Annotated in this window: 22 protein-coding genes and 1 pseudogene; 10 read left to right on the plus strand and 13 right to left on the minus strand. The window is 59.3% G+C overall.

The features are described from left to right. Nucleotides 1-34 precede the first annotated feature (34 nt). The 4 genes from H4P12_RS10125 to H4P12_RS10140 are packed head-to-tail and all read left to right on the plus strand — an operon-like array spanning nucleotide 35 to nucleotide 4,395. Nucleotides 35-1,861 carry a TonB-dependent receptor plug domain-containing protein gene (locus H4P12_RS10125; RefSeq protein WP_187793571.1) on the plus strand — a complete coding sequence of 609 codons (1,827 nt, stop codon included), beginning with the start codon at nucleotides 35-37 and terminating at the stop codon, nucleotides 1,859-1,861. Beyond that, a complete protein-coding gene (locus tag H4P12_RS10130; RefSeq protein ID WP_343069802.1) occupies nucleotides 1,848-2,669 on the plus strand; it encodes an ABC transporter substrate-binding protein in 822 nt (273 codons plus the stop codon). Before H4P12_RS10125 ends, H4P12_RS10130 begins: the two co-directional genes overlap by 14 nt. Then, nucleotides 2,666-3,652, plus strand: coding sequence for a FecCD family ABC transporter permease (locus H4P12_RS10135; RefSeq protein WP_187793572.1), 987 nt, complete (start codon nucleotides 2,666-2,668; stop codon nucleotides 3,650-3,652). Before H4P12_RS10130 ends, H4P12_RS10135 begins: the two co-directional genes overlap by 4 nt. Then, nucleotides 3,649-4,395: an ABC transporter ATP-binding protein gene (locus tag H4P12_RS10140; protein ID WP_187793979.1), complete on the plus strand. Its 747-nt coding sequence runs from the start codon at nucleotides 3,649-3,651 to the stop codon at nucleotides 4,393-4,395. The genes H4P12_RS10135 and H4P12_RS10140 overlap by 4 nt, the downstream gene beginning before the upstream one ends. Here the strand turns inward: H4P12_RS10140 and parA are convergent. Both parA and H4P12_RS10150 read right to left on the minus strand, forming a co-directional pair. Beyond that, a complete protein-coding gene (gene parA / locus H4P12_RS10145) occupies nucleotides 4,392-5,027 on the minus strand; it encodes a ParA family partition ATPase (protein WP_187793573.1) in 636 nt (211 codons plus the stop codon). The genes H4P12_RS10140 and parA overlap by 4 nt on opposite strands. 78 nt (nucleotides 5,028-5,105) lie before the next feature. Beyond that, entirely contained in the window at nucleotides 5,106-5,429 is a 324-nt protein-coding gene (locus H4P12_RS10150) for an antibiotic biosynthesis monooxygenase family protein (protein ID WP_187793574.1), read from the minus strand. Nucleotides 5,430-5,564: 135 nt separating this feature from the next. Here H4P12_RS10150 and H4P12_RS10155 point away from each other — a divergent pair, with 135 nt between their 5' ends. After that, on the plus strand, nucleotides 5,565-6,614 hold the full coding sequence (locus H4P12_RS10155; RefSeq protein ID WP_187793575.1) for a dipeptidase: 1,050 nt from the start codon (nucleotides 5,565-5,567) through the stop codon (nucleotides 6,612-6,614). 53 nt (nucleotides 6,615-6,667) lie between these two features. Here the strand turns inward: H4P12_RS10155 and H4P12_RS10160 are convergent, their stop codons facing one another. Both H4P12_RS10160 and hemA read right to left on the minus strand, forming a co-directional pair. Further along, entirely contained in the window at nucleotides 6,668-7,954 is a 1,287-nt protein-coding gene (locus H4P12_RS10160) for a helix-turn-helix domain-containing protein (RefSeq protein WP_187793576.1), read from the minus strand. Nucleotides 7,955-8,064: 110 nt separating this feature from the next. Next, nucleotides 8,065-9,294 (minus strand): 5-aminolevulinate synthase, encoded by a 1,230-nt coding sequence (hemA, locus tag H4P12_RS10165; RefSeq protein ID WP_187793577.1) that lies wholly within the window; start codon nucleotides 9,292-9,294, stop codon nucleotides 8,065-8,067. Nucleotides 9,295-9,461: 167 nt separating this feature from the next. Here hemA and H4P12_RS10170 point away from each other — a divergent pair, with 167 nt between their 5' ends. After that, nucleotides 9,462-10,847, plus strand: a complete 1,386-nt coding sequence (locus H4P12_RS10170) for a dipeptidase (RefSeq protein WP_187793578.1) — start codon at nucleotides 9,462-9,464, stop codon at nucleotides 10,845-10,847. A gap of 53 nt (nucleotides 10,848-10,900) precedes the next feature. On the opposite strand, the gene H4P12_RS10175 is transcribed toward H4P12_RS10170, so the two are convergent. Then, a complete protein-coding gene (locus H4P12_RS10175) occupies nucleotides 10,901-11,509 on the minus strand; it encodes a transglycosylase SLT domain-containing protein (RefSeq protein WP_187793579.1) in 609 nt (202 codons plus the stop codon). A 334-nt stretch (nucleotides 11,510-11,843) separates the two neighbouring features. Between H4P12_RS10175 and gatB the strand changes: the two genes are divergently transcribed. Next, complete coding sequence (gatB, locus tag H4P12_RS10180) at nucleotides 11,844-13,358, plus strand: Asp-tRNA(Asn)/Glu-tRNA(Gln) amidotransferase subunit GatB (RefSeq protein ID WP_187793580.1); 1,515 nt, start codon at nucleotides 11,844-11,846, stop codon at nucleotides 13,356-13,358. 277 nt (nucleotides 13,359-13,635) lie between these two features. Here the strand turns inward: gatB and H4P12_RS10185 are convergent, their stop codons facing one another. Beyond that, entirely contained in the window at nucleotides 13,636-13,908 is a 273-nt protein-coding gene (locus H4P12_RS10185) for a hypothetical protein (RefSeq protein WP_187793581.1), read from the minus strand. A 252-nt stretch (nucleotides 13,909-14,160) separates the two neighbouring features. Here H4P12_RS10185 and H4P12_RS10190 point away from each other — a divergent pair, with 252 nt between their 5' ends. After that, a complete protein-coding gene (locus H4P12_RS10190; RefSeq protein WP_187793582.1) occupies nucleotides 14,161-14,619 on the plus strand; it encodes a hypothetical protein in 459 nt (152 codons plus the stop codon). Nucleotides 14,620-14,690: 71 nt separating this feature from the next. Next, nucleotides 14,691-15,149 (plus strand): DUF4177 domain-containing protein, encoded by a 459-nt coding sequence (locus H4P12_RS10195; protein ID WP_187793583.1) that lies wholly within the window; start codon nucleotides 14,691-14,693, stop codon nucleotides 15,147-15,149. A 13-nt stretch (nucleotides 15,150-15,162) separates the two neighbouring features. Here the strand turns inward: H4P12_RS10195 and H4P12_RS10200 are convergent, their stop codons facing one another. The 4 genes from H4P12_RS10200 to H4P12_RS10215 all read right to left on the minus strand — a co-directional run bounded on the left by H4P12_RS10200 (nucleotide 15,163) and on the right by H4P12_RS10215 (nucleotide 20,297). After that, a complete protein-coding gene (locus H4P12_RS10200; RefSeq protein ID WP_187793584.1) occupies nucleotides 15,163-15,957 on the minus strand; it encodes a class II glutamine amidotransferase in 795 nt (264 codons plus the stop codon). 69 nt (nucleotides 15,958-16,026) lie between these two features. Beyond that, nucleotides 16,027-16,323 (minus strand): DUF1330 domain-containing protein, encoded by a 297-nt coding sequence (locus tag H4P12_RS10205; RefSeq protein WP_187793585.1) that lies wholly within the window; start codon nucleotides 16,321-16,323, stop codon nucleotides 16,027-16,029. Continuing rightward, the gene (gene alaS, locus H4P12_RS10210; protein ID WP_187793586.1) at nucleotides 16,320-18,977 is read right to left on the minus strand and encodes an alanine--tRNA ligase; all 2,658 of its coding nucleotides are present in this window, start codon (nucleotides 18,975-18,977) and stop codon (nucleotides 16,320-16,322) included. The genes H4P12_RS10205 and alaS overlap by 4 nt, the downstream gene beginning before the upstream one ends. 105 nt (nucleotides 18,978-19,082) lie before the next feature. Next, nucleotides 19,083-20,297: a serine hydrolase domain-containing protein gene (locus H4P12_RS10215; protein ID WP_187793587.1), complete on the minus strand. Its 1,215-nt coding sequence runs from the start codon at nucleotides 20,295-20,297 to the stop codon at nucleotides 19,083-19,085. A gap of 224 nt (nucleotides 20,298-20,521) precedes the next feature. Between H4P12_RS10215 and fdhA the strand changes: the two genes are divergently transcribed. Next, nucleotides 20,522-21,706 carry a formaldehyde dehydrogenase, glutathione-independent gene (gene fdhA, locus H4P12_RS10220; protein ID WP_187793588.1) on the plus strand — a complete coding sequence of 395 codons (1,185 nt, stop codon included), beginning with the start codon at nucleotides 20,522-20,524 and terminating at the stop codon, nucleotides 21,704-21,706. Nucleotides 21,707-21,775: 69 nt separating this feature from the next. Here fdhA and recA read toward each other — a convergent pair whose 3' ends face one another. The 3 genes and pseudogenes from recA to H4P12_RS10235 form a co-directional block, all read right to left on the minus strand. Next, nucleotides 21,776-22,843: a recombinase RecA gene (recA, locus tag H4P12_RS10225; protein ID WP_187793589.1), complete on the minus strand. Its 1,068-nt coding sequence runs from the start codon at nucleotides 22,841-22,843 to the stop codon at nucleotides 21,776-21,778. A gap of 252 nt (nucleotides 22,844-23,095) precedes the next feature. Beyond that, nucleotides 23,096-23,549 (minus strand): annotated as a pseudogene (locus H4P12_RS10230) (transposase). Between the two features lie 64 nt (nucleotides 23,550-23,613). Beyond that, nucleotides 23,614-25,725 carry an ATP-binding protein gene (locus tag H4P12_RS10235; protein WP_246449227.1) on the minus strand — a complete coding sequence of 704 codons (2,112 nt, stop codon included), beginning with the start codon at nucleotides 25,723-25,725 and terminating at the stop codon, nucleotides 23,614-23,616. Nucleotides 25,726-25,779 lie beyond the last annotated feature (54 nt).

Here is a 25,779-nt window from a genome sequence, read left to right on the forward strand (position 1 = left end):
TTGCCCGACAGGGCTATTGGAAGGACCACGCCGAATGCCATGCAAGACCCGCCTGTTCACCACCAGCATCATCCTGACGCTGACAACTGCCCTGCCAGCCCTTGCGCAGGATGATACGCCCTATGCGCTGCCCCCGATTACGCTGACCGCAAACCGCGAGGCGACCGATCTGGACAAAAGCGGCAGTTCCGTCTCAATCATCACCCCGCAGGAGCTGAACGGCCGTGCGGGTGAGCCTTTGTCAGACACATTGTCCAGGCTGCCCGGTGTGACCATCCGCCAGAGCGGCCCCTTGGGAACCACGGGATCGATATCCGTCCGCGGCGCGCCCAGCCATTACCTGCCCGTCGTCATTGACGGGATCGAGGTATCGGACGCGGCCGCCGGGCAACCCGCTTATGACATCGGCGGGCTGATCGGCGCGGACGTGGCGCAGGGCGAATTGTTGCGCGGCGCGCAATCGGCGCTGTATGGATCGCGCGCGGTTTCGGGCGTGCTGACCCTGCAATCGCCGCGGCCCACCGAAGAGGGCGTTCATCACAATGTCACAGCCGAGGCCGGCAGCTACAATACATGGCTGGCCCGCTATGGCGTCACCATGCGCCGGAACGCGACCGATCTGGCCTTTTCGGCAACCCGGATCGAAACGGATGGCTTCTCGGCCCTTGATGAGAATGACGGCAACTTCGAGGACGATGGCTATGAAGCCACGCGCCTGACCTTCTATGCCGCGCATGAATTGCAGGGCGGCGCAAAGATCGGCGTGAATGGTTTCTGGGAGGATAGCACCAGCCATTTCGACGACTGGAGTGGCGATGTCGTCGGTTCGACCGGCGATGATTATACGGATCGGGAAAGTTTCGGCCTGCGTGGATTTGCGGAATTTCAAACAGGCGCGATTGATCATGCGCTTGCCCTGACGCGTTATCGTATGGATCGAACCAGTTATCAGAATAATTTTCCGACCGATTTCACTGGCACCCGAACCAAGCTGTCATGGCAGGGTGCGACAGATCTGGGCACGAATGGCGCACGGCTGATCTTTGGCGCGGATAGCGAAAAAGAGGCGGCCGATGGTTATGGCGACACACGCACAAATGGTGTGTTTGCCGAACTGACGACGCCCGTCGGACAGCGTGCCGATCTGTCTCTGTCGTTGCGACATGACAATCATTCGGAATTTGGCGATTTTACTTCGGGCCGGATCGCGGGGGTATACCGCCTGCGCGACGATCTGCTGTTGCGCGCAGCCTATGGCAATGGCTTCCGCGCGCCATCACTGTATGAGCTTTATGGCCCCTACGGCGACGAGACGCTGATGCGAGAAGAAAGCCGCAGCGCCGAAATCGGCATCGAAAAGCAATGGGGGGCTGACAGCTATCTACGCCTGACGACTTTCTGGTTGAAAGCGACCAGCCTGATTGGCTGGGATGATCGTGGCACCCCGGATTGGTCCGATGACGGTTACAATCAAGTCGATGGCGACGCCCGCCGCAAGGGGGTCGAACTCGACGGGCGCTATGCCTTTGGCGCGGGTTATGCATTGACCGGCAGCTACACCTATATCGACAATGAGGTGGCGTCCGAATGGGCCGAGGTTCCCGGTCAGACGGTCAATCTTGGGATCGAGGGCAGCTTTGCGACCGGAACCACGGCCGCCTTGAATATGCGCTATGTCGGGGACCGCCCGCAGGATCTTGGGGATTTCACGGTCGTTGACCTGCTGGTCACGCATCCGCTGCGCGACAACAGCGAAGTCTATCTTCGAATCGAGAACCTGTTTGATGAGCAATACCAACTGGTCAATGGTTATGGCACGTCGGACCGGGCGTTCTACGCGGGCGTCCGTGCCTCGTTCTAAGGCGATAGTGGCGTTGGCGGTGGCGATGCTTGTCGCGGCCCCTGCCTTTGCCCCTGCCCTTGCCACGCCTGCCCCCTCTGCTCCTCAGCGGGTGGTGTCGATGAACCTGTGCACGGACCAGTTGGCGATGATGCTGGCTGCGCCCGGCCAGCTGATCTCGGTCAGTGATCTAGCGCAGGACAAGCGCATGTCGCCCATGGCGCAAGAAGCGGCTGGCTATCCAATCAATCGGGGGCGCGCCGAGGAAATCTACCTGATGAATCCTGATCTGGTGATTGCAGGGGAATATGCCTCGGCGCCGACCGTCGCCATGCTGCGGCGGCTTGGTATCCGGGTCGAAGTTCTGTCGCCCGCCGAAGATATCGACGCCATTCGGGACCAGATCACGCAGGTCGGGGATTTGCTTGGCCAGCCGGAAAAGGCCCGACAGATTCTGGCCGATTTCGATACCGGGTTGGCCCGTGTCACCAGCAAGACGGGTCGCGGCCGCGCGGCGCTGTATTACGCGAACGGCTTTACGTCGGGGCGCGACACGCTGGCGGGGATCATCGTCACGACTGCGGGCTATGACAATATCGCGAATGATTACGGCGTGACGGAGACAAGGGCGCTGCCCCTTGAATTGCTGGTCATGTCGGACCCGGATCGGCTGATCACCGGCGCGAAGTGGCCGGGTCAATCGCGCAGCGAGGCCATTCTGGACCATCCCGTTCTTGCCGAAATCACGCCGAACATCATCGAGGCCACGGACGCCAATTGGGTTTGCGGCACCCCATTCATCCTGCATGCGATCAGGTCGCTGCAATGAAGCCGCTTTTCGTCATCCTCGGGGTGTTGATGCTGCTGCTGTTCTCGGCCTCGCTGCTGATCGGTCCTGCGGGCTTTGGCGGCTGGCAAGGGGCGCACGCGCTGATCCTTGGCGGCGACGGGCCGGTGCCCATCGTGATGCGGGAAATCCGGCTGCCGCGTGCCTTGCTGGGGTTGGCGATCGGTGCGGGGCTGGGCCTGACCGGGGCCGCAATGCAGGGCTATCTGCGCAACCCGTTGGCCGAACCGGGGCTGATCGGCGTATCGGGCACAGCGGCATTGGGCGCCGTCATCGCGATTCAAACCGGGCTTTCGGCAACCGCCGCGCTGGCGCTGCCCTTTGCGGCTTTGCTGGGGGCTGCGATTGGTGTCGGCCTGCTGATGCTGCTGGCTGGCCCGCGGGGTGGATCGGTCACACTGATCCTTGCCGGTGTGGCGATTTCGGCCCTTGCCGGGGCGGGAACGGCGCTGGTGCTGAATCTGTCACCCAATCCCTATGCCGCGAATGAGATTGTGTTCTGGCTGATGGGGTCCCTGGCAGACCGGTCCATGCAGCATGTCGCGCTGGCGCTGCCTTTGATGTTGCTGGGCGCGGTGCTGATCTGGTTTTCGGGGCGCGCCCTGAACGCGCTGACGCTGGGCGAAGCTGCAGCCAGCGCCATGGGCGTATCGGCGGCCGCGTTACGTTGGCGATTGATCGCGGGCGTCGCCCTGATCATCGGACCGGCGACGGCGGTTGCGGGGGCGATCGGCTTTGTGGGTCTGGTGGTGCCGCATATTCTGCGTCCGTTTGTGGGCGCGCGGCCGTCGGCATTGCTGACGGCCTCGGCGCTTGGCGGGGCGGTGCTGCTGCTGGCTGCCGATATCGCGGTCCGCCTGGTTATCCCCGAACGCGATCTGAAGTTGGGTGTGTTGACCGCCATTGTCGGGGCGCCGCTGTTCTTGCACTTGATCTGGAAGACCCGCAGCGGAGGGCACGGCTGATGTTATTGTCGCTGAAAAACATTCATGTCACGCGCCGCAATCGCGTCATTCTGGATCAAGTGTCTCTGTCCCTGAAAGAAGGTGAGTTCATCGGCCTGATCGGGCCGAACGGCGCGGGAAAATCCACGCTGATGGAGGTCGCACTTGGCCTGCTGTCCTTTACCGGCCAATCAAATCTGGCGCAAATGGGCGCCGCCGAACGCGCCCGAACCGCCGCCTATCTTCCCCAGGCCCGGGAGATCGCATGGCCGGTCAGCGTCGAGGATCTTGTGGCGCTTGGCCGTATTCCTTGGCCCGGCAGCGGGCGCAGTCAGAATGATGCAGAAGCAATAGATATCGCGATCAACCGCTTGGGATTGCAGAATTTTCGCAAGCGCACAGCGTTGCGTCTGTCAGGCGGCGAACAGAACCGCGCCCTGATAGCGCGCGCATTGGCGCAGGATACGCCGCTGCTTCTGGCGGATGAACCTGCAGCGGGGCTGGACCCGGCACAGCAACTGGCCTGCATGGGCCTGTTTCGCGATCTGGCGCGTGAAGGCCGGGGCGTGCTGGCCTCGGTCCACGATCTGGGATTGGCGGCTCGTTACTGCACCCGATTGGTTTTGCTGGCAGAAAAGCACGTGCTGGCCGATGGCGTCCCAGAGGATGTGCTGACGGATGCGATGCTGCACCGCGCCTTTGGGATCAGGGTCCGCCGGGTGCAGACACCCGACGGCCTGGCAATCCTGCCGTTACCGGCTTAATCCATCGCCGACAGAACTTCATCCGTCAGGGCCGCGACCTCATCCCGGGCAAGCCCGCTTTTGGCACGCTCGATCACGCTCAGCCCAAGGCCCAGCGTTTCCGCATAGGCGACCCGGTTGGCGACTTGGGTGGTGGCGACGTCAGCCCCCAATTCGGCTGCTTTTTCAGCGACTTCGACGGACAATCTTGTATTTGGCCGAACGCGATTCAAAACCACCAGAACAGGTGCCTTTTCACGTCTGGCCAGGTCCAGAACGCCTTCGGTCGCCCACAAATCAACGTGGCTGGTCGCAACCGGCACGACGACCAGATCCGCCACGCGCAGCGCGGGGCGAAGGTCACTGTCGATCTTGGGTGGCGTGTCGATGATGACATAATCAAACCGCCGCTTCAGCTTTTCGGATTCGTAGCTGGCCCCCCACGCAGACGAGGTTGAAAAATCCATCGCCTCGTCTTCGCCATATGCCTGAATACGTTCAATAAACCAGCGGCCCATGCTGCCCTGCGGGTCCGTGTCGATCAGCGCAACGGATTTGCCCCGCTGATGCAGACTGACGGCCAGATTGATGGCCAAAGTCGTTTTCCCCGAGCCGCCCTTTTGCTGGGCTATCGTAATGATCCTGCCCGACATCACCCCTCCTGCGCGTCAACTTATTGTGACGTTAGCGGGGCGTGTCGGCGATTGCACGGCCTTTTTGCATATGCAGCATCAATCGCGAAAAACCGACTGGACCTCATACATGACCGGCTCGAAACTTTTGCACATGCTGTTGATTTCGCGGTTTCTGCGACGCATTTCATCGCTGCGCAACATGGCCTGATAATCTTTGCGGTCGCGCCATTGCGAATAGGTCGCGATCCGGGTCTGCGCATCATTCAGATGGATCGCGCCTGAAACAAAACCGGCCTGGCGCCGGATGACCTGATCCCAAGCATCGGTCAACAGATCCAGAACATCATGGGCGCTGCCGGGCGTGACCTCGAACGTGGTGATAACCGTCTGGCCGTCGAAATCGGGGCGGATGTCGGGCATGGCTGGCCTCCTTCTGGCGATGCGCTGTGCTTAGCCTAGGACGAAAATCACGGTCTGCAAAGTGATGCGTGATCCCATTGCCCAGCCGCACCACAAGGTGCATGTTCCACAGCAGTTAGCGAACAGGAGCAGGCAATGATCCCGGTATTTGACGGTCATAACGATTTTATCCAGCGCGTTGTAGCGGCGGGCCAGAACGGCACCAAGGTTTGGCTGGAAGGTGACGGAACCGGGCATATCGACCTGCCCCGCGCAAAGCAGGGCGGATTTGTTGGCGGCTTTTTTGCCATCTGGGTGCCCTCACCTGCCGGGCCCAATGACGACGACGCCATCAAAATGATGCAGAACCCGCCTTTCAATATGCCGCTGCCCGCTGAGATTCCACATGATCAGGCGCTTCCCCATGCGTTCGAACAGGCATCCGCGCTGCTGTCGTTGGAACGGACGGGAACGCTGAATATCGTGAAAAGCGCCGCAGATATTCGCGACAGCATTGCCGCCGACCAGATCGCCGCAATCATGCATATGGAAGGGATCGAGGCGATCCGCGATATGGATGCGCTGCATCTGTGGTATGCTGCGGGGCTGCGATCGCTTGGCCCGGTCTGGTCGCGCCCAACCCGTTATGGCGAAGGAGTGCCCTTTGCGTTTCCAAGCAGTCCCGATACCGGCGGGCCGCTGACCGATCTGGGCAAGGCACTGGTCCGCGAATGCAACCAATTGGGCGTAATGATCGACTTGTCGCATCTGAATGAAGCTGGCTTCAGCGATGTCGCAAAACTGTCCGATGCGCCACTGGTCGCCAGCCATAGCTGCGCGCATGCGATCAGCGCCAGCAGCCGGAACCTGACGGACCGGCAGTTGCAGGTGATCGCAGAAAGCCGTGGACTGGTCGGGCTGAACTTTGCCTCAAGCTTCCTGCGCGAGGATGGCAAACGTCTGCCGCTGGAAGAGTTCGACACAATGATGCGGCATCTGGATCACCTGCTGGGCTTCCTGGGTGAAGATGGCGTGGCGCTTGGATCAGATTTCGATGGCGCATTGATGCCGCGCGACCTGTCCGAGGTTTCGGCCCTGCCCGTCCTGCTGGAGGCAATGGCTGAACATGGCTATGGCGATACATTGGTCAGAAAGATCGCCAGTGAAAACTGGATCAATCTTCTGGAACGGACTTGGGGACGCTGACATGACAAAGGCCGGTGCATGCACCGGCCTTTATTTTCTGTGTCACTGCCAGCCTATTCCGTGACGGACGAACCCGACATCGGCGCCTGTGCCATCGCAACCATTTGCGCCAGTTCGGGATCTGCATTCAGATCGGCCAGCGTATAGGTCGAGGTCAGATTTTCCTGCGACAATTCGACATTCTTGATGACCTGCGGGCCGGGGGCGGCAGGGCCATAGGTGCGACCGTTCACAGCGAAATACACCGCGCCAGAGTTACCGGTGCGCAGCAACGGTGCCTGCTCCAGGCTTGGCAGGGTGAAACGCTCACCCGCATCCATGATCTTTTCCAGCAGCACCGTTCCATCGCTAGAGGTGACGCGAACCCAGGCTGGCCGTGCGGCAAGAAGCTCTAACGGTGGGGCATCGGCTGCCACGGTCATTGCCATTTGCGTGGATTGCAGCGGCATTTGCGGACCGTAATCCATCGGGCCAGAACCATTGACGTTGCTCAGAGCAGTCTGGATCGCGGCCTGAACCGCATCCGGCAGGCCAAGATTTTCAGCAACGGCAGTATCCTGCGATGATGACGTCGCTGCGGTCAGCCCCGGATCAATCGCGGCGATCGGCCCATCACGAGACGTCAGAACCGGCGCCTCCAAAATTTGCGGGCGATACAGCCGATCCAGGGATTCGGGTTGCGGCAAATTCTGCGCAAGCTCTGTCGTGTCGCTCATGTCCAAAGCGGGACCGGTCATACCTGCGTTTTCAGTCGGGTCCAGCGCCGTCACGATGTCAGGCGAATCTTCGCCTGGGCTTAACGTGACCCGCTGCACTTCCTGCAGCACGGTCCAACCACCATAGCCAAGCCCACCGACCAGCAGGATCAAAACCAGAACCGCACCAATCGCGCGTGGTTCGATACCGGACCAGAAACTTTCCTGCTGCGGCAGAAACAATGCGCGAGGATTGGCCAAAGCCTCGGCCGGGTCGGACGGGCGACGCGCCGGTTTCGGGCCGGAAGCTGTCGGCGCCATTCCATGCGTCGGCTGAAAGCCGGATTCGGCGCAGAAACGGCGGAACACCCAGTCGGAATCCATCCCCAGATAACGGGCATAGGAACGAACATATCCCGCGATAAAGCTGGGCGTATCAAAGGCTGTAATATCGCAATTTTCAATCGCGGCGACGTAAGATGCGCGAATCCGCAATTCGCGCTGGACGTCCAGCAGCGATTTACCCATCGTCGCACGCTCTCCACGCATGATGTCACCAAGACGCGTGTCGTCGTCGAGGAAATGTTCTACTTCCTCCACCTGCATAATCCCCTCTGCCGGGTAATCAGCCCGCAGCCTGCTCATTTCCAGTTTGCCTCATCGCCCGTATCAAGCCCCACCCGAATCGGAAGGTAGCCTTATTCATTTAACTATATGTTATCACGGAGGCGAGAGCAGTTCATCCGTCGTTTTTGTCAGGCGCTCAATTCTGAGCGATTCAGTGCACAGTGCGACCACAATGCATCCATAGCCCGCACCAGATGGTCGATCTGCCTGGGGTCATGGACGGGTGACGGGGTAAAGCGCAGACGTTCGGTGCCACGCGGAACCGTGGGGAAGTTGATCGGCTGAACATAGATGCCGTAATCCCGCAGCAGCATGTCGGACAGCATTTTGCAGTGAACCGGATGGCCAACATGGACCGGCACGATATGGCTGCCATGGTCGATGATCGGCATGCCCAGCGATTTCAGGCGCATTTTAAGGATACGGGCATTCAGCTGCTGTGTATCGCGCAACAGCTGTCCTTCTTCCGATTTCAGGAAGCGGATCGCGGCTGCGGCCCCGGCAGCAACGACCGGAGGCAGAGAGGTGGTGAAGATAAAGCCCGGCGCATAAGAGCGGACGGCATCACACATCCTGGCGCTGCCCGCGATATAGCCGCCGAACACGCCAAAGGCCTTGCCCAAGGTGCCGTTGAAAATATCGATCCGCGCCATCAACCCATCACGCTCGGCGACGCCGCCACCCCGCGGGCCATACATGCCGACGGCATGCACCTCGTCCAGATAGGTCAGTGCATTGAATTCATCGGCCAGATCGCAAATTGCCTCGATCGGGCCGAAATCGCCGTCCATCGAATAAATCGATTCGAAGGCGATCAGCTTTGGCGCCGTCGGATCATCGGCTTCCAGAAGCTGGCGCAGGTGGGCAACGTCATTGTGGCGGAAGATGCGCTTTGCGCCGTCAAACCGCTTGATCCCCTCGATCATCGAGGCGTGATTCAGCGCGTCGGAATAAATGATCAGACCGGGAAACAGCTTGCGCAGCGTCGAAAGGGTCGCGTCATTGGCGATATAGGCACTTGAAAAGACCAGTGCAGCCTCTTTGCCATGCAGATCGGCAAGCTCGGCTTCCAGACGCTTGTGATAAACGGTGGTCCCGGAGATGTTTCGCGTGCCGCCCGAGCCGGCCCCGACATTGTCCAGCGCCTCGTGCATGGCTTCCAGAACAGCCGGATGCTGGCCCATGCCAAGATAATCATTGCCACACCAGACAGTGATGTCCTGCTGCTCGCCATCCGGGCGCGTCCAGACGGCATGAGGATACCGGCCCTTTGTCCGCTCGATATCGATAAAGGTGCGATAGCGACCCTCTTCGTGCAAACGATTAATAGCCTGATCCAATGCGGCATCATAATTCATTGCGGGCGTTCCCTTGCATAGGTGGCTAGGTGCGATCATTGTCCGATCACGCACGGCAGGTTGTTGTTACATGTTATGTCACGAAATTGACAGGGCGAAATTGTCGCAGCATGCCAAAAGCACCCTTGTAAATTCTTATAAAACCACTCGGAAAATACGGAGGCAACATGGCGAATGACGAAAAGCTTGGCCAGATACTGACGCAACTGGACAACGGGCTGGATCAGGCGCTGAAACGGCTTGTCGCCTTTCTTGCGATCCCGTCCATTTCGACCGATCCGGCGCATAAAAAAGATGTCCGTGACGCGGCCGAATGGATGGGAACGGAGCTGGAATCGCTGGGCTTCAACGTAAAAATCCATGACACGCCCGGTCATCCGATGGTGGTGGCGAAATCGCAACCGGGTGATGCGCGCTCAGTGTTGTTCTATGGGCATTATGACGTGCAGCCCGTCGACCCGCTGAACCTCTGGGACAAGCCTCCGTTCGAGCCGGAAATTCAGGACACCCCCAACGGTCCCGTGATCCGTGGACGCGGCGCCGCAGATGACAAGGGCCAGTTGATGACCTTCGTCGAGGCGTTCAGGGCATGGAAGGCTGTGCATGGCGAGCTACCGTCCGATTTGATCCTGCTGTTCGAGGGCGAAGAGGAATCCGGCTCTCCTTCACTGCGCCCGTTCCTGAAAGAACATGCCAACGATCTGCGTGCGTCGCTTGCGATGATCTGCGACACGGGCATGTATTCCGACGGTCGGCCCGCCATTACCACACAGTTACGCGGTCTGGTGGGCGAGGAGGTCATCGTGCGTGGTGCCGACCGCGACCTGCATTCGGGCAGCTTTGGCGGTCTGGCAGCCAACCCGATCATGATTCTGGCGCAGGCATTGGCGGCGCTGAAGGACGAAAACGGTCGCGTCACCCTGCCCGGCTTTTACGATGGCGTCGAGGATCTGTCTGATACGTTGCGCAAGGATTGGGAAGCACTGGACTTTGACGCCAGCGAATTCCTTGGCCGTGTCGGATTGAAAACACCCATCGGCGAAAAGGGCCGGACGCCGCTGGAAATGGTCTGGAGCCAGCCGACGGCCGAAATCAACGGGATTGCGGGCGGTTACGCGGGCGACGGCTTCAAGACGGTGCTCCCTGCCGAGGCCCGGGCCAAGGTCAGCTTCCGCCTGACCAGCAAGCAAGATCCCGCGAAGATCCGAGAGGCGTTTCGGGCGCATGTCCAAAGCTTCGTGCCCGATGATTGCCGGGTCGAGTTCCATGCACATGGCGGCAGTCCGGCCAGCGTGATGGATACGTCCGATGCCGCCTTTGGCGCTGCAAAGCAAGCGCTGAGCGAAGAATGGGGCCGCGACGCAGCCTATATCGGCGCGGGTGGATCGATCCCGATTGCTGGCGATTTCAAGGAAATTCTGCAAATGGATTCGATGCTGATCGGCTTTGGCCGCGACGACGACCGCATCCATTCCCCGAATGAAAAATACAACGTCGAAAGCTTTGCCAAAGGTGCCCGGTCATGGGCGCGCATTCTGGCAACATTGCGCTGAAATAAAAAAGGCGGGGTCGAACCCCGCCTTCCTCCCTCCCAGGACGTGTCGCCTTAGCCTTCTTTTGGCTGGCAATAGCTTTGGCTGCTGGTCCACTCGGCGATGTCGGCACGCTTCGAGGCGTTACGCATCGGCGCCCAATCGCGGGCGACGCCGCGCCAGCCATTTTCGGTCCGGGCGACCGCGTTATCACGGCCAACCTGACGCGACATGATCTTCACCGCGCAGGACATGTTGTCGCCGCCATTCTTGATGTTGCCATTGCAGTCATAGTGGCGCCATGTCGCGGGCGCGATCTGCATCAGGCCCAACCAACGACCACCGCCGCCACTGGCTTGCGGGTTGTAGGTGCTTTCATGCTTGGCGACGGCCGACAGCAGACCAGCCCAGAATGCACGGCGACCGGTCTGGGTCAGTTCGGCATAGTTCGGGCAGAAGGCATTGATGTCCGATGGGACTTGCGACATGATCGTGACGCCCTCACGGTCCAGCGCGGAAAGCGTTGCTTGTGTCCATGCGTCGGAACCGCTTTTCCCACCCCATCTCATCGGGGGGTTTTGGGCCAGCGCCATCTGTTGCGCCTGGGCCTCGGCCTTTTGGGTGGATTGCGTGGTCGAAGTCGACTCGCAGGCAGCCAGCATCGCCAGCGCGGCCAAGGGCATCAGCGCAGTGCGCTCGTCGCCTCATCTTGTTGTTGCTATCTGGGAAATGGCTGTAGCCAGCCTGAAAAATCTTGCAAGGTTCAGAATTTTCGTGGGCAAGATCGCGCCGAAGTGCCGTTAGGTCAGGAACGAAAAACCGCCGATGTTGCGGTTAGCATGGCTTTTTCGGCGGGTTATCCACAAAATTTTGTGTGGGCCTGTGGGTCGCTTAACAACTTATTAACCTATGGCGAATCCTGGGACAGAGGGTCCAAGACTCTGTTCCGGCCCGTGACATCACCCACGCCCTGTCCTAAAAGACCGCAAACCGTTTTTCCGCATGCCGAGGACGCCCATGCTTGACCATCTTTCCTTTACTGCTCCGCAGCCCAAAACCATTGCCGGCGCCAAGGGGGACTGGGAACTGGTGATCGGGCTAGAGGTTCACGCGCAGGTTTCCTCGAATGCCAAGCTGTTCTCGGGCGCGTCGACGACGTTCGGGGCCGAACCAAACAGCAATGTGGCCTTCGTGGACGCGGCCATGCCGGGGATGCTGCCGGTCATCAATGAATTCTGCGTCGCTCAGGCGGTGAAAACCGGGCTGGGCATCAAGGCTGCGATCAATCTGCGTAGCGCCTTTGACCGCAAGAATTACTTCTATCCCGACCTGCCGCAGGGCTATCAGATTTCGCAGCTTTACCATCCCATCGTGGGCGAAGGCGAAGTGCTGGTTGATATGGGTCCGGGTATCGCCCGCCTTGTGCGGATCGAACGCATCCATCTGGAACAGGACGCCGGCAAGTCGATCCACGACATGGACCCCAATATGTCCTTCGTCGATTTCAATCGCACCGGCGTGGCGCTGATGGAGATCGTCAGTCGCCCCGATATTCGCGGCCCCGAGGAAGCAGCCGCCTATGTCTCCAAACTGCGTCAGATCATGCGCTATCTGGGCACCTGTGACGGCAATATGCAAAACGGCAATCTGCGCGCGGATGTGAACGTCAGCGTCTGCAAACCCGGTGATTATGAGAAATTCCAGGAAACCGGCGATTTCGGCCATCTGGGCACGCGCTGCGAGATCAAGAACATGAACTCGCTGCGGTTCATCCAGGCCGCGATCGACTACGAGGCGCGCCGTCAGATCGGCATTATCGAAGACGGCGGCAAGATCGTGCAGGAGACCCGTCTTTATGATCCGGACAAGGGCGAAACCCGGTCGATGCGGTCGAAAGAGGAAGCGCATGACTATCGCTATTTCCCTGATCCCGACCTGCTGCCGCTGGAAATCGAACAGGCGTGGGTGGACGCCATCGCCGCCGATATGCCGGAACTGCCGGATGCCAAGAAAACCCGTTTCGTCAACGATCTGGGCCTGTCGGAATATGACGCAGGCGTGCTGACCGCCGAGGTCGAGAATGCCGACTATTTCGAAGCTGTCGCCAATGGTCGCGATGGCAAGATGGCCGCCAACTGGGTCATCAACGAATTGTTCGGCCGCCTGAACAAGGAAGGCCTCAGCGTTGAAACATCCCCGATTTCCGCCGCGCAACTTGGCGGAATCATTGATCTGATCGGCAAGGGCGACATTTCGGGCAAGATCGCCAAGGATCTGTTCGAGATTGTCTGGACCGAAGGCGGCGACCCGGCGGCCATCGTCGAATCGCGCGGCATGAAACAGGTGACCGACCTTGGCGCGATTGAAGCAGCCGTGGACAAGATCATCGCGGAAAATCCGGCACAGGTCGAAAAGGCCAAGCAAAACCCGAAACTGGCCGGTTGGTTTGTGGGTCAGGTGCTGAAATCAACCGGCGGAAAGGCCAACCCGGCCGCCGTCAATGAGTTGGTCGCGAAGAAACTGGCCGAGTAAAATGCAAATGGCGCGACCATGTCGGGTCGCGCCATTCTTGCCCCTCGCGACTATCGGTCACAGCCCAACGCGGGCGGTGATTTGGGCCTGCAGGACGTGAGAGCCATCCAAAACTGTCCCAGTAAGGATGTGTCGGGTTGTAGGTGTCGTGGATAGGCGGCGCATTCGGCAAGGTGCCACCGCCCCCTCCGCCATCGTTGGATCAGCGAAAATCTGGTCAGTTGGCCATTGCCCTTAACAGCGAATTTCTGGTCGCCGATATCACGGCCCATGTCGTTCAGGGTGTCGGCCAGGGTGTCGGCAAGAGCGGCCAGGTCCGCCCAGGTGTTTTGACCTTGTCCAACGCCTCTTGAAAGACCTTCTGGACCTCATCGATCTTTTTCTGCTTCCTACAGTCAATCCTGCTGGCGCCGCTGACACCACCATCACCACCGCAGCGTCCACCGCCGACAAAGGATCCAGACGGCCATCCAATCCTATTGGCATCCATGGTGCTTGCAGCCCCGCGCTGCCCGGTCGCGACAATAACATTATGAATATCTTCGCTCATGACAGGTTCGCCCTTTGAACATGTTGAGGCCTGAAATGCAGTTAACGGTCGTGGATTGGCTTTGGCAGGGTCAACCTAACGCGGACACAAACTTGGGAAACTTGGCAAAAATCCGCTTAACCCCATAACAACAATATACAAATTAATTTCGGCATTGTCTCTTGAGCTGGGATGCGCCCAAACATACACAGCCAAATTCCAGATGCGGAATACCCACCTGCACAGCCGTTGCAAACGATTGGACTCTCAGCATTGCCTTATGGTTTCCTGATCGCCCTGATCATCACCTACCCGCTTCTTTTCGCGACGAGCGAGGTCGCCCTGCCAAACCCGTTTTTTGGTTTGCATCAGGGTATCTTCCTGTTGGGCGGATTGACCATGGGCCTGATTGGCGGGCCTTTTTCGGCGCGTCCCACATTGCGTAAACAGTGGATTTACAGCGGACTGTTGTTTTTGCCCTATGCCATATTGCTGATGGTGGCGGCCTTCCTGCTGGAAGTGATTATCCGGGTGCTTGCCACTGCCATTACGACGCCGCTGACATTGGCGGCACTTGCGCTGTCCCCGACGCAGCAATCGCCCGCAACCCTGATCGAAGATGGCCTGCTGGTCACGACGCCAGAGTGGCTGCTGGCGATCCTTTGTCTGCCGGCAGCCTGGATCGGCCTGCGGATCGGGCTTTTCATGGTCAAGCCCAGAAACCCGCACTGACGGCTGCCAGCTACTTTTCTTGGAACGCGCTTTCGACTAATTCGTTAGTGAACCAGAGATGGAGAGCGCCGATGACCGCATACGAATACAACGTGATCCCGGCCCCTAATCGTGGCGAGAAAGACAAGGACGCAAAAACGCCCTCTGACCGCTACGCGGTCGCCTTTACCGCCGAACTGAACCGCATGGCGCAAGATGGCTGGGAATATATCCGTGCCGATGTCTTGCCCAGTGAAGAGCGGACGGGCCTGACCGGTCGAAGCACGGTGTATCACAATCTGCTGGTCTTTCGCCGATTGATCGCATCATCGGGCAAAAGCGGCAAAACGGTGCAGCATGCGACCCCGCAGCCAGAATATCCCGTTGCCGCCTCGCCCGTTCGTCAACCAGAACCCGTGCCGGACGCCCCGGCCGCAGCCGCGCCGCAATCCGCAGACAGAACCGTTGCCGCAGAACAAAAACCTGCCGTTTCTGTCCCACAGGGAAACGCAACGCCCCCGGCCCCCCGCAGCGCACCGGCTGATAACTGATCTGATGTTCCGGTCAGGCCGCAACAGCCGTGGCTGTCGGGCGAAAACTTTCGATCACGACGCTTTCAGGGTCAAAGATGCAGAAACTGTTCGCAGGCACTTCTTGCCAGTCGTCCTGATCGTCTTCCAACGGTTCTGACACGACCGCGCGTCCACCACGGCTGGCGGACCAACGATGATACAGGCTGGGGGCGTGGTCGTCACTGGCATGGCGGATCGCATAAAGTCTTTGCCCGTCCGAAAAGGCGCATGTGATGCGGACATGTGGCGCGGTTCCACGGCGTAACGAAAGGTCGGTCATTCGGGCCACGGCACGTTCCATCGCACCTTTCGGATCCCTGTCCAGACCTTCGCCCAAGGCAATCAGGAACAAGGCCTCACTATCCGTGGCACCCTTGCGATGGGCATATAGATCGTCGGGGATCATCAGATCGGCGTCGCGGCGAAAGGCATCATAGCCGCCGAACTGACCGTTATGCATGAAACTCCACCGTCCGACCGCGAAAGGGTGGCAATTATTGCGGCTGGTCGCGGTCCCTGTCGAGGCACGGACATGGGCCATGAACAGCCCGGAACGCACCTGCTGGACAAGGCTGCGCAGGTTCGGATCGGACCAGGCTGGCATCACATCGCGATACAGCCCCGGTTCATCCCGTTCGCCATACCAGGCGATGCCGAAACCATCCGCATTGACCGGCGTCACACATCGCTGCGCACCCTGACTTTGACGGATCAGCGAATGCGCCGGACGCGTGACGATATCTTCCAGAAAAATCGGCTGGCCCACATAGGCGGCCCAACGACACATGCCCTGCCCCTTTTTGGATCGTGCTGCTTCTTTTTCGTAGAAATAGCACGAAACCGCCAAGAAAACAGCTTATTCGGCGGGGGGCGTTTCTTCGATGATCACAAGATCGCGCTCGGAGGCGCCTTTGGCGAATTCCAGGGCGGCCTGATATTCGGCGCTGTTATAACAGGCAATGGCTGCCTCGAAGCTGGGGAAACGGGCCACGACGTTGCGCGGCCGGTCATTGCCTTCCAACTGCTGATAACGCCCGCCACGCGCCAGAAACACGCCGCCATGCGCCGCAATCGCCGGCCCTGCCGCCTTGGCATATTTTCCATAAGCCTCTGCGTCCGTGACGTTGACATGTGCAACCCAAAGTGCGGTCATGCGGTCCCCCCGATCAGCTTTTCAGCCTCTGCAAATGCGTTATCGGCAGCCGCAAGACTTGGTGCGCCGCCCTGCGCACGATCCGGCCTGCCGCCGCCGCCCTTGCCACCAAGCGCGACCGTCGCCGCCTGCACCAGCGCAACCGCGCTGATCCGGCCGGTCAGATCATTCGTCACACCCGCCGCGACCGTTGCCTTGCCGTCAGCTTCTGCCAACAGCAGAACCGCGCCGGACCCAAGCTGCGCCTTCATCTCATCCACCAAGGCGCCCAATTCCTTGCCGGATACGCCATCGACCTTGCGACCGATGAACTTGACGCCGCCAATCTCTTTCACCTCGGTGCCAGCAGCGCTCCCCATGGCAAGCTGACGCTTCAGTTGCGCAACCTCATTGGCCAGCGCCTTGCGTTCATCGGACAAGGCGCGAACCTTGTTCACAACATCACCCGCCTGCGCCTTCAGCAGACCCGCAATTTCCGACAACTGACTGTCGGAATTGCGCAGATGATCCAGCGCGGCCTGCCCGGTCAGCGCCTCGATCCGGCGCACGCCAGCCGAGGACGCGCCATCGCTGAGCAACGCAAAGGCACCAATATCGCCCGTGCGCGCCACATGCGTGCCGCCGCACAATTCCAGCGAATAGGTCTGACCATCCGCGCCCTTGCCCGAATTGGCCTGACGGCCCATCGAGACGACGCGAACTTCGTCGCCATATTTCTCACCGAACAGCGCTTGCGCACCAAGATCACGGGCATCGTCGGGCGTCATGATGCGCGTTTCGACCGGGGTGTTCTGACGGACGAAGTCATTCACCTCGGCCTCGATCTTTGCCAGCTCATCCGGCGTCACAGCATTGTTATGGCTGAAATCAAAGCGCAAGCGATCCGGCGCGTTCAGGCTACCGCGTTGCGAGACATGTTCGCCCAAGGTGCGGCGCAGCGCCTCGTGCAGCAGGTGCGTGGCCGAGTGGTTGGCCTGAATCATGCTGCGACGATCGTGATCGACGGACAGTTGCGCGCCCTGCCCCCGGCTGACGGTGCCAAGGGTGACTTCTGCGAAATGCACGAAGACGCCAGCGACCTTTTTCGTATCGGTCACCCGCGCCGCGCCGGTTTCGGTCTTGATCAGGCCGGTATCGCCGACCTGGCCACCCGATTCCGCATAGAAAGGCGATTGGTTCACAACAATCTGGATCGTGTCGCCCTGCTTGGCATCGGCGATTTCAGCCCCGTCCTTGACCAGCGACAGGATCTGACCTTCGGCCTCTTCCGTATCATAGCCCAGAAACTCGGTCGTGCCGTGCTTTTCGGCCAGATCATACCAGATCGTCGCGTCCTGCGTTTCGCCGCTGCCCGCCCATGCCGCGCGTGCCTTGGCCTTTTGTTCGGCCATTGCGGTATCAAACCCGCCGACATCAACCGCGCGACCTTTTTCACGCAGAGCATCCTGCGTCAGGTCCAGCGGGAAACCATAAGTGTCATACAGTTTGAATGCAGCCTCACCCGGCAGGTCCGCACCTTCGGGCAACTTGCCCAATTCGTCGTCCAGCAGGCGCAGACCGCGATCCAGCGTCTGACGGAAACGGGTTTCTTCGCTGCGCAACGTTTCTTCGATCATCGGCTGTGCGCGGCCCAGTTCCGGATAGGCGGCGCCCATCTGCTGCACCAGCGACGGGACCAGCTTATACATCACGGGATCCTGCGCACCCAGCATATGCGCATGCCGCATGGCGCGACGCATGATGCGGCGCAGCACATAGCCGCGCCCTTCATTGCTGGGCATCACACCATCCGCGATCAGGAAGCTGGTCGAGCGCAGGTGATCCGCGATCACGCGGTGATGCACCTTGCCGGGGCCGTCGGGGTCGCTGCTGGTTGCGTTCGCGGACGCCTCGATCAGCGCGCGCATCAGGTCGGTGTCATAATTGTCGTGCTTGCCCTGCAGCAACGCGGCGATCCGTTCCAGCCCCATGCCGGTGTCGATCGACTGGGCGGCCAGATCCTTCATACTGCCATCTTCAAACTGCTCGAACTGCATGAAGACCAGGTTCCAGATCTCGATGAAGCGATCGCCATCCTCTTCCGCCGAACCCGGAGGGCCGCCCCAGATATGATCGCCGTGATCGTAGAAAATTTCTGTGCAAGGGCCGCAGGGGCCGGTCGGGCCCATCCGCCAGAAGTTGTCATCGCTGGCAATGCGGATGATCTTGTCATCCGACAGGTTCGCAACCTTTTTCCAGATGTTCGCGGCTTCATCATCCGTGTGATAGACGGTGACCAGCAGCTTGTCCTTCGGGATGCCGAAATCCTTGGTCAGCAATTCCCAGGCATACGGGATCGCCTGTTCCTTGAAATAATCGCCAAAGCTGAAATTGCCCAACATTTCAAAGAAGGTATGGTGCCGCGCCGTATAACCGACATTGTCCAGGTCGTTATGCTTGCCGCCCGCGCGAACGCATTTCTGTGCCGAGGTTGCCCGGTTGTAATCTCTGGTTTCAAGCCCGGTGAACAGGTTCTTGAACTGCACCATGCCCGAGTTCGCAAACATCAACGTCGGATCATTGCGCGGCACCAGCGGACTGGAATCCACGACACGGTGGCCGTTCTTCTCGTAGAAGTTCAAAAATGTGGACCGGATATCGTTAACGCTGGGCATGGCAATTCCTTCGCTGCGGCGAGGGTGACAGTTACCGCCCTCGCGCTGGTGCGTAAAGATGATTTAGCGGGCTTTGACAGCTATCTATGCCCGCTGATGCCATGATCAAGGCGTGGCAAGCGCCGCGGTGATGGCGTCGAACATGACCAAGGGGTCAACCGGCTCTTTGCCAAGCGGCTCGGGCTGGGCCGAGGTCATCGCGATCACGACGCGTTCGGTCGGATTGATATAGATGTTCTGCCCCTGAATACCAATCGCCAGGTAAGCCTTGTCGGCGATGGAATCCTCGGTCCAACCCGGCCACCACATCAGCCCGTATTCGGCCGTATCGCCACCGCTCAGCGTCACAGGCAGGCCCGCGGTATCGGTCCAGCCATCGGGCAAGATGCTTTCCCCGCCGATGACCCCGCCATCAAGGAAAAACTGCCCGAACCGGGCAAAATCCCGCAAGGTCGCAGACAGACCGCTGCCTCCGATTTCATTGCCGTCGGGGCTGTCCAGCCACCATTTGGCATCCGCCTCCATCCCATAGGGCTGCCAGATCTTCTCGGCCAGATAATCCGCCAGCTTTTTACCCGTTGCGCCGACGACAATCTCACTGGCGACCGAGGTTTCCCCGGTTGAATAGTTATGCACCGCGCCCGGTTCATGCGTCTGCGGCAATGCCGCCATCACCCTCATCAGGCCGCCCGGTTCCTGCGCGATCTGCGCGGCCAACAAGGCGCGGCGGTCGGATAGCGGATCGGTATAGGTTTCATCCCACTGAACGCCCGACGACATTTCCAGAATCTGCCCAACCGTCACCCCGTCATACGCGCTGCCCTTCAAGCTCGGGACATACTCCGTCACCTTGGCATCCAGACCGCTGATGCTGCCGTCCTTGATCGCCGCACCGATCAGGGTCGAGGTGACCGACTTCGCAATCGACATCGACATCCAGCGCGTGTCAGGGCCGTTACCGCGCTGATAGATCTCATAGGCAACCTTGCCATCTTTCAGCACGATCATTCCGGTCACACTGTCCAGCGCCAGAAAATCGTCCATGTCATAGGTCGCATCGCCCAGCTGGGCAGTCACTGGCCCAAGCTGCCGATCTGCAGGCTGCAACGGATAAGGATTGTCCGATGCGGCCACCGTGCGCGTCGGAAACAGCCGGTCGATATTGCGGAATGTGCTGACCGCCAGATCGGGCACCAGATCACCATCGTAAATCTGCTCGACCGTGCCGATCGGTTCTTCGGCGTGACGATAGTTTTCCTGCGCAGCCAGCGACGTTGCGGCGAACGCGAACATGACTGCTGTCATGGGCAGTTTTTTCATGTCTTTTCCTCCCTTACCCCGCCCAACTTGCCCGCATCGCCCCCCCAAACCAAGCACCTATCGGTCCGACATCGTGATTTGCGGCAATCGACGACACGTCTCTTTCAATCGCTGGATTGTCGCGAACAGGCCATCACCCGCCCCCACGAAGGATAGCCTCATGTTCGTGCATATTGGGCGCAGTAAGAGGAGTCTGCGTTCATCATTCAGGAGGGGAAGACCGCATGACCACCAACAAAGGCGTCGTATACATCGGACCGGGCAAGGTCGAGGTGCAGGATATCGAGGACGCAAAACTGCAAGCCCCGGATGGCCGCAAGATCGGACACGGGGTGATCCTGAAGGTGATTTCGACAAATATCTGCGGCTCGGATCAGCATATGGTGCGTGGGCGCACGACCGCCGCACCGGGGCTGGTTCTTGGCCATGAAATCACCGGGCAGGTGATTGAAAAAGGCGCCGATGTCGAGATGTTGCAGGTCGGTGATATCGTCTCGGTCCCGTTCAACGTCGCCTGCGGGCGCTGCCGCTGCTGTCGCGAACAGGATACCGGCGTCTGTCTGACGGTGAACCCGTCGCGGGCGGGCGGGGCCTATGGGTATGTCGACATGGGCGGCTGGATCGGTGGGCAGGCGCGCTATGTCATGGTGCCCTATGCCGATTTCAACCTTCTGAAATTCCCCGATCGCGACCAGGCCCTGTCGAAAATCCGTGATCTGACCATGCTGTCCGACATCCTGCCGACGGGCTTTCATGGTGCATACAAGGCGGGGGTTGGTGTCGGGTCCATCGTCTATGTCGCGGGGGCCGGCCCGGTTGGCCTTGCCGCTGCTGCCTCGGCCCGGATCTTGGGCGCCGCCGTCGTGATGATCGGCGATTTCAACAAGGAGCGACTGGATCACGCCGCCCGCGTTGGCTTCGAGCCGGTCGATCTGTCCAAAGGCGACAACCTGCCCGAGATGATCGCCCAGATCACCGGCTCACCCGAGGTTGATGCCGCCATCGACGCAGTCGGCTTTGAGGCCCGTGGTTATTCCGGCGGCGAACAACCCGCCATCGTGCTGAACCAGATGATGCAGATTACACGCCCAGCTGGCTCTGTCGGCATTCCCGGCCTCTATGTGACCGAAGATCCGGGTGCCGTGGATGATGCGGCGAAATTCGGCAGTCTGTCGATGAGGTTCGGCCTTGGCTGGGCCAAGGCGCAAAGCTTCCATACCGGGCAGACGCCGGTGCTGCGCTATAACCGCCAGCTGATGCAGGCAATTCTGCATGATCGCCTGCCGATTGCCGACATCGTCAACGCCACGATCATTCCGTTGGATCAGGCTGCTGCGGGTTATGAAAGCTTTGACAGCGGTGTGGCAAAGAAATTCGTGCTGGACCCGCACGGAGAGCTGGCTGCCTGAGAACAGCGCAACTTCAATAAGAAAGCGCGAGGGTTTCCCCTCGCGCTTTCTTCATTCGCAACCAACCGCTCAATCCTCGGTCAATGTTTCATCCTCTTCGCCGGCGGCGAAATCCAGACCGTGGCTGGCACGGATCTTATCTTCGATCGCCAATGCAATCGCAGTATTATCCCGCAAATATTGCTTGGCGTTTTCGCGCCCTTGCCCGATCCGCTCATCACCATAGGAATACCAGGCACCGGATTTTTCGACCACGCCGGCTTTGACACCAAGGTCGATCAATTCGCCAACCTTGCTGATACCTTCGCCATACATGATGTCGAATTCCACCTGACGGAAGGGCGGAGCGACCTTATTCTTCACGACCTTCACGCGGGTTGTATTGCCCGTCACCTCATCACGATCCTTGATCGAACCCGTGCGACGAATGTCCAGACGAACCGAGGCATAAAACTTCAGCGCATTGCCGCCTGTGGTCGTTTCGGGGTTCCCGAACATGACACCGATCTTCATGCGGATCTGGTTGATGAAAATCACCATGCAATTGCTGCGTCCAATGCTGGCCGTCAGCTTACGCATCGCCTGACTCATCAGACGAGCCTGGCTGCCCATCTGCATGTCACCCATATCGCCTTCAATCTCGGATTTGGGCGTCAGCGCCGCCACCGAGTCGACCACCACCATGCTGACCGCCCCCGAGCGCACCAACGTATCGACGATTTCCAACGCCTGCTCGCCGGTATCGGGCTGCGAGATCAGCAGTTCATCCAGATTGACGCCCAAACGCTTGGCATATTGCGGGTCCAACGCGTGTTCGGCATCGACAAAGGCGCAAACGCCGCCCTTCTTCTGCTCTTCCGCAACCGCATGCAGTGTCAGCGTGGTCTTGCCCGAGCTTTCCGGACCAAAGATTTCGATGATCCGACCTTTCGGCAGACCACCAATTCCAAGTGCGATATCAAGGCCCAGTGAACCGGTCGAAGTCGCCTCAATCTCGGCCACCGGATTGTCGGCGCCCAGTTTCATGATCGAGCCTTTGCCGAACTGCCGCTCAATCTGTGCCAATGCGCTGTCCAAAGCTTTTTGCTTATCTGCGCTTCGCTTGTCATTCATATCGAAGATGCTCGCCTGTGCCATGTCGTCCTCACTGTTATTTCACAGCCCTTCGACCGGGGCAATCAGCCGGGTCGACGAGATGTTCACATCTTGTTCTCATTCTCAGATGCGCGATTCTGCGACGGATTTCAAGGAAGAACTGCGCTTTAGTCCAGATTCATGCGACGATTGTGGGGCAGAACTGCTTAACAAAATATTTATCGCGCCCGATAAGGCCAAAATTTTTCATATACCCGCCACATTTCGCCAAAAAACCAGGAACGATGCCTCAGGTCATGCTGACAGATGCCGAAGCCAGAGGCGGATCGACCTGATGTCGATGAATTCGAGGAAGCTTTCGGCCGTCTTGTCGTAGCGGGTGGCGACGCGGCGGGCGTTTTTCAGCGTGTTGAAGCAGCGCTCGACGAGGGTGCGCAGCTGGTAGAGGGTGCGATCCACGGCCCCGCGCAGCTTGCGGGTCTTGCGCGTGGGGATGACCGGCACCACGTCGCGCGCCGCCATGGTTTTGCGAAGGTTGTCAGCATCTCGCGCCGCGATCTGCGCGCAGGACGGACGGCCCGGGCAGGTCCCGCCATGGCGATCCCGTCCGGGCGATCCAGAAAATCCCATCCACAACACGACGATGGTTCATGGGTTTGCGCCCGTTCGGAGCGCGGAGAGCCAGAATGAAGCCTTCATGAAACGCCCACTCCTTATCCGATATCCGGTCTCGGGCCAAGCTGGTCACCCTACCAGATACCAGCTTGGATCACATCCAGAGCGCCCCGTGAAACCCTTTTGTCACCACAGCCTTAGTGAACTGGTGGCCCCTCGGAACCGTCGAGTTGCATCGCGACTGTTTGGGTCAATTCAGCAAGGGTGAAGGGTTTCGCAAGGAAAGCAGAATTGGGAATGGGGGAATGGCCTTCTCCGAAGATATCATCCGTATAGCCGGACATGAAAATGACCCGCGTATCTGGCCGGTCTTTCAGGGCACTACGCACCCAAGTCGGGCCGTCCATACCGGGCATAACAACGTCGGTCACAAAGACGTCGATCTTCAGCCGATTATCAGCCAACAGTTCCAGCGCAGTTTCGGCGCTGTCGGCCTCATGCACCTCATAACCTTTCAGCTGCAATGCACGGCTGGCAAAGGCGCGAACCGGGGCTTCATCCTCGACCAGCAGCACCGTGGCACGACGTTCACTGCGCATATCTGTCGCAATCACGGGTACGCTGACTGGCTGAGAATTCAGATCAGCATGGGCATGGGCAGGAAAATACAGTGAAAAACAGGTGCCTTTCCCCAACTCACTGTCACAAAAAATATATCCGCCCGTCTGCTTCACAATGCCATAGGCGGTCGAAAGACCAAGGCCTGTGCCCTCGCCGGTTCGCTTGGTTGTGAAGAAGGGTTCAAAGATCTTGTCCAGCATATCGAGGGCAATACCGGTCCCCTCATCGCGCACCTCTATCCGCACATACTCGCCTTTGGGCAACGCCACACGGTTACGCGCCAACGGTTCCTCAAGCAGGATATTATCAGAGCGGACAAAAATCTCTCCCCCAAGGGGCATGGCGTCACGGGCATTCACGACCAGATTCATGATGACCTGCTCCAGCTGTCGTTTGTCGGCCCGAATTGGACGCAATTTTCGGTCATGGCTAATGGCAAGACGGACGCGTTCCCCCACCAGCCTGTTCAGCAGATGGGTCAGATCGGCCAGGGTATCGCGCGGATCGATCAGTTCCAGTTTCAGATTCTGCTTACGAGAAAACGCCAGCAACTGGCCGACCAAAGCGGCGGCGCGATTCGTATTCTGACCTATCTGATCCAGATCGGCATAATCCTGATCGCCCTTGTCATGACGCAGCATCAGCAAATCACAGTGACCACGAATGGCGGTCAGCAAGTTGTTGAAATCATGCGCCACTCCGCCCGCCAATTGACCGATTGCCTGCATCTTCTGACTTTGCACAAACTGCGCTTCCAGCGTTTTCAAAGCACTTGCGTCATTGAGAACGGCAATCACGCCTGGCCGGTCAGTCGGATCGGATGCCAACGAGACCTGAAAATATTTCTCAATGCTTTCCCGGCCCTCAACCAGCCGCAGCCGCAAAATCTCGGATCTGGCATCCATATCGTTTGTCAGGACGTCCTGATTTTTAAGAACCTCGGCAATCCATTCACAAATAGGCCGCCCAGGCCCCTCCAGCAGCGCGCCGACATGAATTGCGGGCTCTTGTTCATCCGGGACAGCCCCCTGCAGCAGCCGCCTTGCCGCAGCATTGGCGCGTCTGATGTTTCCGTCGGGGGCGATCTTCAAAAGTGCGACGGGCATGGCTTCAAAATCATCGACATCCCCCCCATCATCTGGATAAAGGCCGCGCAGCCCCTGACCATTATGGTGATATGACCAGATCTGCAAAAGCCCGTCGGGTGCGGAACTAAGTGCCACCACGTCGCCGGTCGAAAGCTGCATTTCGACATATTTCGAATACAGCGCACGTCGTGTCAGTTGGGTCAGTTCCGCCTCGGCATCTGCCCGCAGGCGGACCAATAGCGACAAAATGCCTCGGCCGGTGATGTCCCCGAAATCGTCGCGTGCCGCCTGATTCTGAAACAACACCCGCCCTTCGCCATCGCAGATCCAGATGGGTTCGGGTGCAGCGGTAGCCTCTGCCCGGACGGATGCCAGCGCACGCCTGCTGGCCATGCGACGACGTGCATGAGAGATCGAGATGGCCCCGCCCAGCAGATACCACGCAACCGCCACCGACGAAAAAATGATCGCGATCGTGCCGGTCCCCAGTTCGGGCCACAGAAGCAATGCCCCCGCCCCGATCACCATTGGCAACAGCAGCAGCGGCACCGCCGTCAATGCTGAATGAGGAATTCCGTTCTGGTCGTCCCAATGCGCCATTCGCCACGCCTTTCTGCGAATATCCAAAGGCTTGAATAGCGAGGGATCATTTAA

This window comes from Paracoccus amoyensis, from assembly GCF_014490725.1.
Classification (GTDB): Bacteria; Pseudomonadota; Alphaproteobacteria; order Rhodobacterales; family Rhodobacteraceae; genus Paracoccus; species Paracoccus amoyensis.

Coding starts and splice junctions, on each gene's coding strand:
- H4P12_RS10125 (WP_187793571.1), top strand. CDS start 35: ATGCCATGCAAGACCCGCCTGTTCACCACCAGCATCATCCTGACGCTG.
- H4P12_RS10135 (WP_187793572.1), top strand. CDS start 2,666: ATGAAGCCGCTTTTCGTCATCCTCGGGGTGTTGATGCTGCTGCTGTTC.
- parA (WP_187793573.1), bottom strand. CDS start 5,027: ATGTCGGGCAGGATCATTACGATAGCCCAGCAAAAGGGCGGCTCGGGG.
- H4P12_RS10150 (WP_187793574.1), bottom strand. CDS start 5,429: ATGCCCGACATCCGCCCCGATTTCGACGGCCAGACGGTTATCACCACG.
- H4P12_RS10155 (WP_187793575.1), top strand. CDS start 5,565: ATGATCCCGGTATTTGACGGTCATAACGATTTTATCCAGCGCGTTGTA.
- H4P12_RS10160 (WP_187793576.1), bottom strand. CDS start 7,954: ATGAGCAGGCTGCGGGCTGATTACCCGGCAGAGGGGATTATGCAGGTG.
- hemA (WP_187793577.1), bottom strand. CDS start 9,294: ATGAATTATGATGCCGCATTGGATCAGGCTATTAATCGTTTGCACGAA.
- H4P12_RS10170 (WP_187793578.1), top strand. CDS start 9,462: ATGGCGAATGACGAAAAGCTTGGCCAGATACTGACGCAACTGGACAAC.
- H4P12_RS10175 (WP_187793579.1), bottom strand. CDS start 11,509: ATGCCCTTGGCCGCGCTGGCGATGCTGGCTGCCTGCGAGTCGACTTCG.
- gatB (WP_187793580.1), top strand. CDS start 11,844: ATGCTTGACCATCTTTCCTTTACTGCTCCGCAGCCCAAAACCATTGCC.
- H4P12_RS10185 (WP_187793581.1), bottom strand. CDS start 13,908: ATGAGCGAAGATATTCATAATGTTATTGTCGCGACCGGGCAGCGCGGG.
- H4P12_RS10195 (WP_187793583.1), top strand. CDS start 14,691: ATGACCGCATACGAATACAACGTGATCCCGGCCCCTAATCGTGGCGAG.
- H4P12_RS10200 (WP_187793584.1), bottom strand. CDS start 15,957: ATGTGTCGTTGGGCCGCCTATGTGGGCCAGCCGATTTTTCTGGAAGAT.
- H4P12_RS10205 (WP_187793585.1), bottom strand. CDS start 16,323: ATGACCGCACTTTGGGTTGCACATGTCAACGTCACGGACGCAGAGGCT.
- alaS (WP_187793586.1), bottom strand. CDS start 18,977: ATGCCCAGCGTTAACGATATCCGGTCCACATTTTTGAACTTCTACGAG.
- H4P12_RS10215 (WP_187793587.1), bottom strand. CDS start 20,297: ATGAAAAAACTGCCCATGACAGCAGTCATGTTCGCGTTCGCCGCAACG.
- fdhA (WP_187793588.1), top strand. CDS start 20,522: ATGACCACCAACAAAGGCGTCGTATACATCGGACCGGGCAAGGTCGAG.
- recA (WP_187793589.1), bottom strand. CDS start 22,843: ATGGCACAGGCGAGCATCTTCGATATGAATGACAAGCGAAGCGCAGAT.
- H4P12_RS10235 (WP_246449227.1), bottom strand. CDS start 25,725: ATGGCGCATTGGGACGACCAGAACGGAATTCCTCATTCAGCATTGACG.